At 61.8% G+C, this 11,828-nt stretch carries 7 protein-coding genes; 3 read left to right on the plus strand and 4 right to left on the minus strand.

The genetic code is table 11. The annotated features are described in order from the left end of the window. Window positions 1-68: 68 nt before the first annotated feature. From guaD to xdhA, 4 genes are all read right to left on the minus strand, one after another. Window positions 69-1,373, minus strand: coding sequence for a guanine deaminase (gene guaD / locus KHO49_RS10525; RefSeq protein ID WP_213664989.1), 1,305 nt, complete (start codon window positions 1,371-1,373; stop codon window positions 69-71). 23 nt (window positions 1,374-1,396) lie between these two features. Next, window positions 1,397-2,239, minus strand: a complete 843-nt coding sequence (xdhC, locus tag KHO49_RS10530; protein WP_213664990.1) for a xanthine dehydrogenase accessory protein XdhC — start codon at window positions 2,237-2,239, stop codon at window positions 1,397-1,399. Between the two features lie 96 nt (window positions 2,240-2,335). Then, window positions 2,336-4,735 (minus strand): xanthine dehydrogenase molybdopterin binding subunit, encoded by a 2,400-nt coding sequence (xdhB, locus tag KHO49_RS10535; protein WP_115581941.1) that lies wholly within the window; start codon window positions 4,733-4,735, stop codon window positions 2,336-2,338. Next, window positions 4,728-6,182 carry a xanthine dehydrogenase small subunit gene (xdhA, locus tag KHO49_RS10540; RefSeq protein ID WP_102863828.1) on the minus strand — a complete coding sequence of 485 codons (1,455 nt, stop codon included), beginning with the start codon at window positions 6,180-6,182 and terminating at the stop codon, window positions 4,728-4,730. The genes xdhB and xdhA overlap by 8 nt, the downstream gene beginning before the upstream one ends. Window positions 6,183-6,448: 266 nt before the next feature. Here xdhA and KHO49_RS10545 point away from each other — a divergent pair, with 266 nt between their 5' ends. The 3 genes from KHO49_RS10545 (at window position 6,449) to zipA (ending at window position 11,711) form a co-directional block, all read left to right on the plus strand. Then, the gene (locus KHO49_RS10545) at window positions 6,449-7,108 is read left to right on the plus strand and encodes a GntR family transcriptional regulator (protein WP_102863827.1); all 660 of its coding nucleotides are present in this window, start codon (window positions 6,449-6,451) and stop codon (window positions 7,106-7,108) included. A gap of 2 nt (window positions 7,109-7,110) precedes the next feature. Then, the gene (gene smc, locus KHO49_RS10550) at window positions 7,111-10,599 is read left to right on the plus strand and encodes a chromosome segregation protein SMC (protein WP_213664991.1); all 3,489 of its coding nucleotides are present in this window, start codon (window positions 7,111-7,113) and stop codon (window positions 10,597-10,599) included. Between the two features lie 257 nt (window positions 10,600-10,856). Continuing rightward, window positions 10,857-11,711, plus strand: a complete 855-nt coding sequence (zipA, locus tag KHO49_RS10555; RefSeq protein ID WP_102878987.1) for a cell division protein ZipA — start codon at window positions 10,857-10,859, stop codon at window positions 11,709-11,711. The last annotated feature ends 117 nt before the right edge of the window (window positions 11,712-11,828 follow it).

Consider the following 11,828-nt stretch of genomic DNA (forward strand, 5'->3'; position numbering starts at 1 on the left):
CCTGGGACTCAGGCGTGAAAAATCCCCCGTTCGATGTTTCGCGAGCGGGGGATTTTTCGTTTGCGGGCTTAGCGCTGGTGGACTGGCTGGCCGGCGGCGTAGGTCTGCAGCACGGTGCGATCGTCCCCCAGGGTCATCAGTACAAACAGGGTTTCAGCGATGCTGTTGGCCTGCTTCAGGCGATAGCTGAGCAAGGGAGTGGCGTGGTAGTCGAGGACCACGAAGTCGGCGTCGGTGCCAGGGTGCAGAGTGCCGATCCGATCTTCCAGGCGCAGGGCGCGGGCGCCGCCCAGGGTTGCCAGGTACAGGGACTTGAACGGGCTCAGGCGTGCGCCTTGCAACTGCATGACTTTGTAGGCTTCGTTCAGGGTCTGCAGCAGCGAGAAACTGGTGCCGCCACCGACGTCGGTGCCCAGGCCGACATTGAGTTTGTGTTTTTCCGCCATGGGCAGGTTGAACAGACCACTGCCGAGGAAGAAGTTCGAGGTTGGGCAGAAGGCCACGGCCGAACCGGTTTCCGCCAGGCGCGCACATTCGTCATCGCACAGGTGCACGCCGTGGGCGAACACCGAGCGTTCCCCCAGCAGTTGGTAGTGGTCATAAACGTCCAGGTAACCCTTGCGCTCCGGGAACAGTTCCTTGACCCATTCGATCTCCTGCAGGTTTTCACTGATGTGAGTCTGCATGTAGAGATCGGGGTACTCGGTCAGCAGTTTGCCGGCCAGGGTCAGTTGTTCCGGGGTGCTGGTTGGGGCGAAACGCGGGGTCACCGCGTAGTGCAGGCGGCCCTTGCCGTGCCAGCGCTCAATCAGTTCCTTGCTTTCCAGATAGCCGGACTCTGCGGTGTCGGTCAGGTAGTCCGGGGCGTTGCGGTCCATCATCACCTTGCCGGCGATCATCCGCAGGTCGAGTTTCTCGGCGGCGGCGAAGAAGGCATTGACCGACTGTGGATGCACGCTGCCAAACACCAGCGCGGTGGTGGTGCCGTTGCGCAGCAATTCCTTGATGAAGATGTCCGCCACTTCATCGGCGTGGGCCTGATCGGCGAACTGGCGTTCACAGGGGAAGGTGTAGGTGTTCAGCCAGTCCAGCAACTGTTCGCCATAGGCACCGACCATGCCGGTCTGGGGCAGGTGGATGTGGGTGTCGATGAAGCCCGGGGTGATCAGGGCGTCGGGGTAATGATTGATCTGCACATCGGCGGGCAGGCCGGCAAGCAGTTCACTGGCGTGGCCGAGGGCGCTGATCCGGCCGTCCTCGACCACCAGCAGGCCGTCTTCGAAATACTCGTAGGAGGCTTCGATTCCGACTTCGGCCGGGTCGGCGATGCTGTGCAGGATGGCGGCACGGTAGGCTTTGCGAGTCAAAGGCATGGTCGTTCTCAGTGTGTGGCGTGTCAGTTCGAAGTCTGGCTGCGGCGCGAAGCCGGCAGCAGCTTGGCAATGGGTTCGGTGCTGGCGCTGGACTGGCCGAAATGGGCGTTGTAGGTAGCGATGATCTCACCGGCAATGGAGATGGCGATTTCCACGGGCAACTTGCCTTTGACTTCAGCGAGCCCCATCGGGCAACGCATGCGCTGCAAGGTGGTTGCGTCGAAACCGCGATCGCGCAAGCGGTGCTCGAACTTCACCCGCTTGGTCTTCGAGCCGATCAGGCCGAAATAGGCAAAGTCGTTGCGCTTGAGCAGGGCGGCGGTCAACTCCAGGTCCAGCTGGTGATTATGGGTCATGACGATGCAATAGCTGCCAGGCGGCAGGTTATCGATTTCCTCCACCGGTTCTTCGCTGACGATCTTGCTCACGCCCTGGGGAATCTGTTCCGGGAATTCCTGTTCCCGGGAATCGATCCAGCGTACCCGGCACGGCAGACTGGCCAGGAGTGGCACCAGGGCGCGGCCGACGTGGCCGGCACCGAACACGGCGATTTGCGCTTGCACCTGGCCCATGGGTTCGAACAGCAGCACGGTGGCGCCGCCGCAGCACTGGCCGAGGCTGGCACCGAGGCTGAAGCGCTCCAGGTGGGTGGCCTGCTGGCCGCTGGCGAGCAGGTCACGGGCGATCTGCATGGCCTTGTATTCCAGGTGCCCGCCGCCGATGGTGTCGAAGGCCTGGGTGGCGCTGACGACCATTTTCGAACCGGCATTACGCGGCGTTGAGCCAAGCTCCTCGATGATGGTCACCAACACGCAGGGTTCACCCTGGTTCTGCAGGTCGGCGAGGGCGCTGATCCAGTTGTTCATGTTTACCTCGACATCTTGGTGGTCTGTTCGGGCTGCTTCGCCGGCAAGCCAGCTCCTACGGGCGCGGTGCAGGAGCGGGCTTGCCTGCGAAGGCCGTTACAGCGGCGCCAGCTCGACTTGCTGATCCGCGGCCCTGGTCACCTGCAAGCGACGCATCTGCTCGCAGCCCCACAACACTCGCTCCGGTGTTGCCGGGGCATCGATCTGCGGTTGATGGCGGTAGTCGCCCAGGCTGGCCACTGCGTCCTTGATCGCGCACCAGGCAGCGATGCCAAGCATGAACGGCGGCTCGCCCACGGCCTTGGAGTGGAACACCGTGTCTTCTGGGTTCTTGCGGTTCTCCACCAGCTTGACCCGCAGGTCCAGGGGCATGTCGGCCACCGCCGGGATCTTGTAGCTGGCGGGACCATTGGTCATCAGTTTGCCCTTGGCGTTCCACACCAGTTCCTCGGTGGTCAGCCAGCCCATGCCCTGGATGTAACCGCCTTCCACCTGGCCGATGTCGATGGCCGGGTTCAGCGAGGCACCGACGTCGTGCAGGATGTCGGTACGCAGCATCTTGTACTCGCCGGTCAGGGTATCGACTATCACCTCGGCGCAGGCTGCGCCAAAGGCGAAGTAGTAGAACGGCCGACCCCGAGCCTGGCTGCGGTCGTAGTAGATCTTCGGGGTCTTGTAGAAACCGGTGCTGGACAGCGACACCTGGGCGAAATACGCCTGCTGGATCAGTTCCTCGAAGGTCAGGATATGGTCGCGGACACGCACGTGGCCGTTGTGGAACTCCACATCCTCTTCGCTGACCTGGTACTTGCGCGCGGCAAACTCCACCAGGCGCGACTTGATGGTCTGCGCTGCGTTCTGCGCGGCCTTGCCGTTGAGGTCGGCGCCACTGGATGCCGCGGTGGGCGAGGTGTTGGGTACTTTGTCGGTGTTGGTGGCAGTGATCTGTACCCGCTCGATGTCCACCTGGAACACCTCGGCCACTACCTGGGCCACCTTGACGTTCAGGCCCTGGCCCATTTCGGTGCCGCCGTGGTTCAGGTGGATGCTGCCGTCGGTGTAGATGTGGATCAGCGCGCCGGCCTGGTTGAGGAAGCTGGCGGTGAAGGAGATGCCGAACTTCACTGGGGTCAGTGCCAGGCCCTTTTTCAGGATCGGGCTGTTGGCGTTGTACAGCCGGATGGCTTCGCGACGCTCGGCATACTGGCTGCTGGCTTCCAGTTCGGCCGTCATCTCTTCGAGCATGTTGTGCTCGACGGTCTGGTAGTAATGGGTGACGTTGCGTTCGGTCTTGCCGTAGTAGTTGGCCTTGCGCACCGCCAGCGGGTCCAGGTGCAGGTGGCGGGCGATGGCGTCCATCACCTCTTCAATAGCGACCATGCCTTGCGGGCCGCCGAAACCGCGGTAGGCGGTGTTGGAGGCGGTGTTGGTCTTGCAGCGGTGGCCGTTGATGGTGGCGTCGCCCAGGTAGTAGGCGTTGTCGGAGTGGAACATCGCCCGGTCGACGATGGACGCCGAGAGGTCCGGTGAGCAGCCGCAGTTGCCCGCCAGTTCCAGTTGGATGCCGTGCAGGCGGCCGTTGCTGTCGAAGCCCACGTCGTATTCGATGTAGAACGGGTGACGCTTGCCGGTCATGAGCATGTCTTCGACCCGGGGCAGGCGCATCTTGGTGGGCTGGCCGGTGAGGCGGGCGATCACCGCGCACAGGCAGGCAGGGCTGGCGGCCTGGGTTTCCTTGCCGCCGAAGCCGCCGCCCATGCGCCGCATGTCGACCACTATCTTGTTCATCGACACGTCGAGCACTTCCGCCACCAGTTTCTGCACTTCGGTGGGGTTCTGGGTCGAGCAGTAGACGATCATGCCGCCGTCCTCGGTGGGCATCACCGAGGAAATCTGGGTTTCCAGGTAGAAATGCTCCTGGCCGCCGATATGCAGCGTGCCCTGGATGCGGTGTTCGGCGTTGGCCAGGGCGCCGGCGGAATCGCCGCGCTGGTGAGTGTGGCTGTCCAGCACGAAGTGGCGCTTGCGCAGGGCTTCCACCACGTCCAGCACCGGTTCCAGGTCCTCGTACTCGATGATCGCGGCCATGGCCGCCTTGCGCGCGGTTTCCAGATCCTTGGCGGCCACCGCCAGCACCGGCTGGCCGACGAACTGCACGGTATCGATGGCCAGCAGCGGGTCGCCGGGCAGCAGCGGGCCGATGTCCTTCAAGCCGGGAATGTCTTCATGAGTAATGGCGATGCGCACGCCTTCGAAGGCGTAGCAGGGGCCGGTGTCAATGCTGATGACTTTGGCGTGGGCTCGGTCCGACAGTCGCGCGTAGACGTGCAACTGGTTGGGGAATTCCAGGCGGTCGTCGATGTACAGCGCCTCGCCGGACACGTGTTTGTCGGCGCTATCGTGCTTGACGCTGCGGCCAACGCCCGTGGTCAGGTCCTGGTGAAACAGGGCCGTCAGTTCGGCTTGAGTCTTCTCGACTTTGTGATGATTAGACATAAGCGGTCACCCGGGTCTCGATGTGCGGTGTTTGCAGTTCGATGAAGTACTTGCGCAGCAGGTTCTGCGCACTCAGCAGGCGGTATTCCTTGCTCGCACGGAAATCCGAAAGCGGGGTGAAATCCTCCGCCAGGGCGGCGCAGGCGCGCTCCACCGTGGACAGGTTCCAGGGCGCGCCAATCAGTGCGGTTTCACAGCTCTTGGCTCGTTTCGGGATTGCCGCCATACCGCCGAAGGCAATGCGCGCATCGCTGACCACGCCGTTTTCAATCTGCAGGTTGAAGGCCGCGCAGACCGCAGAGATATCGTCGTCCAGGCGCTTGGAGACCTTGTACGCACGGAACAGCCGTTCGGCGCTGGCCCGGGGCACGATGATCTTCTCGATGAACTCGCTGTCCTGGCGGGCCGTGACCCGGTAATCGATGAAATAGTCTTCCAGGGCCAGGGTGCGGCGTACTTCGCCCTTGCACAGTACGATCTGTGCACCCAGGGCGATCAGCAGGGGCGGTGAGTCGCCGATGGGCGAGGCGTTGCCGATATTGCCCCCCAGGGTGCCCTGGTTACGGATCTGCAACGAGGCGAAGCGCTGCAGCAATTCGCCGAAGTCCGGGTACTCGGCGCGCAGTGCGTCGTAGCAGTCGGTGAGGGCCGTGGCCGCGCCGATCTCCAGGCGATCGTCGAAGCGTTCGACGCGCTTCATCTCGGCAATGTTACCGACGTAGATCATCACGGGCAGGGTGCGGTGGAACTGGGTGACTTCCAGGGCCAGGTCGGTGCCACCGGCCAGCAGCCGTGCCTGGGGGTAGGCGTCGTAGAGGTCGGCCAGGTCGGCCACGGTCAGCGGCACCAGGCAGCGCTTGTCGCCGCTGTTGAGTTCACCGGTGTCCTTGGGAGCGATGGCCTTGAGGCGACTGATGGTCTCGGTCTGGCGGGCGTCGAACTGATCGCTCTGCTGGCCGCAGCAGGCCTGCTCGGCAGCAGCGAGGATCGGCCGGTAGCCGGTGCAACGGCACAGGTTGCCGGCCAGGGCCTCATGGGCCTTGTGGGCGTCGGGTTCACTGCTGTTCTTTTGCAGGGCGAACAGCGACATGACGAATCCTGGGGTGCAAAAGCCGCATTGTGAACCGTGGCACTCGACCATGGCCTGCTGCACGCTGTGCAGTTGGCCCTGGTGCTTGAGGCCTTCGACGCTGATCAGCTGTTTGCCGTGCAAGGAGGAGACGAAGGTCAGGCACGAGTTGAGGCTGCGATAGCGAATGGATTCGCCGCCCTGGGCATCCACCTGCAACTCGCCCACCACCACGGTGCAGGCGCCGCAGTCGCCGCTGGCGCAGCCTTCCTTGGTGCCGGGTTTGCCCAGGTGCTCGCGCAGATAGTTGAGCACGGTCAGGTTTGGGTCCAGGGCGTGCTCGCTACGGAGTTCCTGGTTGAGTAAAAACTGGATCACGGAAGGCCTCGCAGACTCTTTATTGTTGTTAAGCGAACTGAGCCGAATTTAGTCATGTCTGACTTTTCGGTCAATGATTTTCTGACCTTTGGGTCAGGAAATTTCTGTGCTCAACATTTCAAGTATGAACGGCATTTGAGAAACCCTTGAATCAACATCAATCTGCTTGTTTCATGCCAAATTCCCCTGTCGGAGCACTCCGCGATGGGGTAGCAATTGCGCTACACTGCGCCGCTTGTGCCGATTAAAGATTTTGAAGGAAAACCATGACGTTCAAGGCGCCGGACAGCCTCGCCGAGCAGATTGCTCACCACCTCGCCGAACGTATCATTCGCGGGGATCTCAAGCCTGGAGAGCGCATTCAGGAACAGAAGGTCACCTTGGCCCTCAATGTCAGTCGTGGTTCGGTCCGCGAGGCCTTGCTGATTCTTGAGCGCCGCCATCTGATTGCCATCCTGCCGCGCCGTGGTGCCCACGTGACCGAGCTCACCGAGCACAAGGTCCGCAGTCTTTGCACCCTGATGAGCGAGTTGTACATCCTGCTGGGCAACTGCGTGGCCAGCGGCTGGGTGCAGCAGAGCGACATGACGCCGTTCCTGCAGATCCAGCAGCGTCTGGAGGGTGCCTACGAGCGCCAGGACATCCGCGCCTTCGTCGAGGACAGCTTCAGCGTGATGCGCGCGGCCTATCCTTTTGCCAACAACCCTTACCTGCAGGAAACCGTCGAGAATCTGCAGCCGGCCATGAGCCGTGCCTATTACCTGGCACTGGAGCAGCGCAAGGCGTCGATGAGCGAGTACCTGGAATTGTTCGAGCAGTTGCTGGCCGCGGTGCTGGCCCGTGATCTGGAGCAGATCCGCCAGGTGTTGACGGCCTACGCCCAGCGCAGCAGCGATCTGGTGGTGTCTGCGTTGGCGGATGCTTAAGCGTGCGACTCAAGTGCATCAAGCTGGCGGGGTTCAAGTCCTTCGTCGATCCGACCACGGTGAACTTCCCCAGTAACATGGCGGCGGTGGTGGGGCCCAATGGCTGCGGCAAGTCGAATATCATCGACGCCGTGCGCTGGGTGATGGGCGAAAGCTCGGCGAAAAACCTGCGTGGCGAGTCGATGACCGATGTCATCTTCAATGGCTCCACCAGTCGCAAGCCAGTGAGCCAGGCCAGTATCGAACTGGTGTTCGACAACTCCGACGGCACCCTGGTGGGCGAATACGCGGCCTACGCCGAGATCTCCATTCGCCGCAAGGTCACACGCGACAGCCAGAACAGCTATTTCCTCAACGGCGCCAAGTGCCGCCGTCGGGACATCACCGACATCTTCCTTGGCACCGGCCTGGGGCCACGCAGCTACTCGATCATCGAGCAGGGCATGATCTCCAAGCTGATCGAGGCCAAGCCCGAGGACCTGCGTAACTTCATTGAAGAAGCCGCGGGCATTTCCAAGTACAAGGAGCGCCGGCGCGAGACGGAAAACCGCATCCGCCGCACCCATGAGAACCTCGCCCGCCTGACCGATCTGCGCGAAGAGCTGGAGCGTCAGCTGGAACGCCTGCATCGCCAGGCCCAGGCCGCCGAGAAGTACCAGGAATACAAGGCCGAGGAGCGCCAGCTCAAGGCGCAACTGTCGGCTCTGCGCTGGCAGGCATTGAATGAGCAGGTCGGCCAGCGCGAGTCGGTGATCGGTAGCCAGGAAGTCAGCTTCGAGGCCCTGGTGGCTGAGCAGCGCAATGCCGATGCTGCTATCGAACGCTTGCGTGACGGTCACCATGAATTGTCCGAGCGCTTCAATCTGGTGCAGGGGCGCTTCTATTCGGTGGGCGGCGACATTGCCCGGGTCGAGCAAAGCATCCAGCACGGCCAGCAGCGCCTGCGGCAATTGCAGGATGATCTCAAGGAAGCCGAACGTGCGCGTCTGGAGACCGAGTCACACCTGGGCCACGACCGCACTTTGCTGGCAACCCTGGGGGAAGAGCTGGCCATGCTCGAACCTGAGCAGGAGGTCACTGCAGCCGCCGCCGAGGAAGCCGCCGCGACCCTGGAAGAAGCCGAAACCACCATGCACGGCTGGCAGGAGCAGTGGGACGCCTTCAACCTGAGTTCTGCCGAGCCGCGGCGCCAGGCGGAAGTGCAGCAGTCGCGCATCCAGCAGCTCGAAAGCAGCATGGAGCGGCTGGCCGAGCGTCAGCGACGCCTGGGGGAGGAGCGTGAGTTGCTCTCGGCCGACCCGGAAGACGCGGCGATCCTCGAACTCAACGAACAATTGGCCGCCAGCGAAGCAACTCTGGAAGACCTGCAAGCCAGTGAGGAATCCCAGGTCGAGCGCCTGGAGCAACTGCGCCAGCAATTGCAGCAGGCGACCCAGGCCCAGCAGCAGGCCCAGGGTGAATTGCAGCGGCTCAATGGCCGCTTGGCGTCTCTGGAGGCCCTGCAGCAAGCCGCGTTGGACCCGGGCACCGGTACTGCACAGTGGCTGCGTGAACAGCAGTTGGCCGAGCGTCCGCGCCTGGCCGATGGCATGCACGTGGAAGCGGGCTGGGAGCTGGCGGTGGAAACCGTGCTCGGCGCCGATCTGCAAGCGGTGCTGGTGGATGATTTCACCGGTATCGATCTGGCCGGTTTCCAGCAAGGCGACCTGCGTCTGCTGAGCCTGCAAGGCGATGCGCTGCGCATGCCCGGCAGCTTGCTGGACAAGGTGGAATCCACGGTCGATCTGTCGCCCTGGCTGGGGCAGGTCAAACCGGTGGAAAACCTCGAACAGGCCCTGGCCTTGCGTGGGCAACTGGCAGCCGGGCAGAGCCTGATCAGTCGCGACGGCTACTGGGTCGGCCGGCATTTCCTGCGGGTGCGGCGGGCCAGCGAAGCGGAAAGCGGCGTGCTGGCGCGAGGCCAGGAAATCCAGCAACTGACCCTGGAGCGCGATGAGCGCGAAGCCAGTGTCGAAGCCCTGGAGAGTCAATTGCTCAACCTGCGGGCCCAGCAACGTCAGCAGGAGAACGGTCGCGAACACTTGCGTCGCCTGTTGCAGGACGAGGCTCGCCAGCAGGGAGAGTTGAAAGCCAAGCTGTCCGCCGGCAAGGCCAAGGCTGAGCAGTTGAATCTGCGTCGTACCCGCCTCGATGAAGAGCTGGTAGAGCTCGGCGAGCAGCGTGAGCTGGAGCATGAACAAGTGGGCGAGGCGCGTCTGCAATTGCAGGAGGCCCTCGACAGCATGGCCCTGGACACCGAGCAGCGTGAGCTGCTGTTGGCCCAGCGCGACAGCTTGCGCGAGCGCCTTGATCGGGTGCGCCAGGAAGCACGCCAGCACAAGGATCACGCTCATCAATTGGCGGTGCGCATGGGCTCCCTTAAGGCCCAACATGACTCTACCCGTCAGGCCCTGGAGCGTCTGGAGCTGCAGTCCGAGCGCCTGACCGAGAAGCGCGAACAGCTCAGCCTCAACCTGGAGGAGGGCGAGGCGCCGCTGGAAGAACTGCGCCTCAAGCTCGAAGAACTGCTGGAAAAGCGCATGACCGTTGATGTCGAGCTCAAGACCGCGCAGATCGCCCTAGAAGATGCCGATCGCGAACTGCGTGATGCCGAGAAGCGCCGTAACCAGGCCGAGCAGCAATCCCAACTGATCCGCGGCCAGCTCGAACAGCAACGCATGGAATGGCAAGCCCTGACCGTGCGTCGCAAGACCTTGCAGGAGCAGTTGCTGGCCGATGGCTACGACCTGGACGGCGTGCTGGCGACCCTGACCGGGGAGGCCAGCGAGCAGGCCGCGGAAGAAGAGCTGGAGCGCATTGCGGCAAGAATTCAACGCTTGGGCGCAATCAACCTTGCGGCCATCGACGAGTATCAGCAGCAGTCAGAGCGCAAGCGCTATCTGGATGCCCAGGACGCCGATCTGGTGGAGGCCCTGGAAACCCTGGAAAACGTGATTCGCAAGATCGACAAGGAAACCCGCAATCGATTCAAAGATACCTTTGATCAGATCAACGGCGGTTTGCAGGCACTCTTTCCAAAAGTTTTCGGTGGCGGCAGCGCTTATTTGGAACTGACGGGCGAAGATCTACTCGATACAGGGGTAACGATCATGGCGCGTCCTCCCGGGAAGAAGAACAGCACCATTCATTTGCTCTCGGGGGGCGAAAAGGCATTGACTGCCTTGGCCCTGGTATTCGCCATCTTCAAGTTGAATCCGGCGCCGTTCTGCATGCTCGATGAAGTTGACGCGCCGCTGGATGACGCTAACGTTGGACGCTATGCAAGATTGGTTAAAGAGATGTCGCAGACTGTGCAGTTCATCTATATCACCCACAACAAGATCGCCATGGAAATGGCCGATCAGTTGATGGGGGTGACGATGCACGAACCCGGTTGTTCGCGCCTGGTAGCCGTGGATGTCGAGGAGGCGATGGCGATGGTGGACGCTTGAGTCCGGGCGACTAAGGCGACTATTGGACGGCAAGTCGGGGGATTTTTCCCATTACCAAGCTGGCCAATCGACATATTGGCCGTAACCGTTGCGACAGACGGTGTAAAGTTGCCTTTGGTCGTGCTAGTTTAATGTCAATTTTTCCTATGCGTGGGCAAAACGCCATTCAGAACATAGAGTTGGCGCCACGTTTTAAAGCGGTTTGCAGATTGTAAACCCCTTATTTTTCAGCATTTTTTATAGAGGCACGGGATTACATGGAAATCGGTCTGCGCGAGTGGCTGATCGTCATCGGCATTATTGTTATCGCCGGTATTCTTTTTGATGGCTGGCGGCGTATGCGCGGCGGCAAGGGGAAGTTGAAGTTCCGTCTTGATCGAAGTCTTTCCAATCTGCCGGACGATGAAGGCAGTGCCGAACTCCTGGGTCCGCCTCGGGTGCTGGATACTCATAAAGAACCGCAACTGGACGAGCACGATCTGCCGTCGGTGAGCATGCCTGCCCGCGAGCCTCGGGATAGTTCTTCGTCCAAGCGCGGCAAGCGTGGGGGCGAGCCTCATCAGGGTGACCTCAATCTGGACCTGGATCTGGATAGCGGCCCAAGCTTCAGTAGCCGCGACGATGACTTCCCGGCGGATGAAGGCAAGGCTGCCGGTCACAGCGACAAGGAACAGCCGCAAGCCGAAGAAGTTCTGGTGATCAGTGTGATCTGCCGCGACAGCGCTGGTTTCAAAGGCCCGGCACTGTTGCAGAACATCCTTGAAAGTGGCCTGCGTTTTGGCGAGATGGATATCTTCCACCGCCACGAAAGCATGGCGGGCAATGGCGAAGTGCTTTTCTCCATGGCCAATGCGGTCAAGCCCGGCGTGTTCGATCTGGATGATATCGATCACTTCAGCACTCCGGCGGTGAGCTTCTTCCTCGGCTTGCCTGGCCCGCGTCACCCGAAGCAAGCCTTCGACGTGATGGTGGCGGCGGCGCGCAAGCTGTCCCAGGAGCTCAATGGCGAACTCAAGGACGACCAGCGCAGCGTGCTGACTGCCCAGACCATCGAGCACTACCGTCAGCGTATCGTCGAATTCGAACGCCGCGCTCTGACCCAGAAGCGCTAAGCTTCCACAGTCAGCTCCTCTCGCAGGAGCTGACTGTGCAGGAACTGGCTTGCCAGCGAAGCCCACGCCCCCATCTTCAGATCGAGCAGCCTAGGCTGCTCTTTTGCTTTATGAGAG

It is taken from the genome of Pseudomonas sp. RC4D1, assembly GCF_018390395.1.
Lineage (GTDB): Bacteria > Pseudomonadota > Gammaproteobacteria > Pseudomonadales > Pseudomonadaceae > Aquipseudomonas > Aquipseudomonas danubii.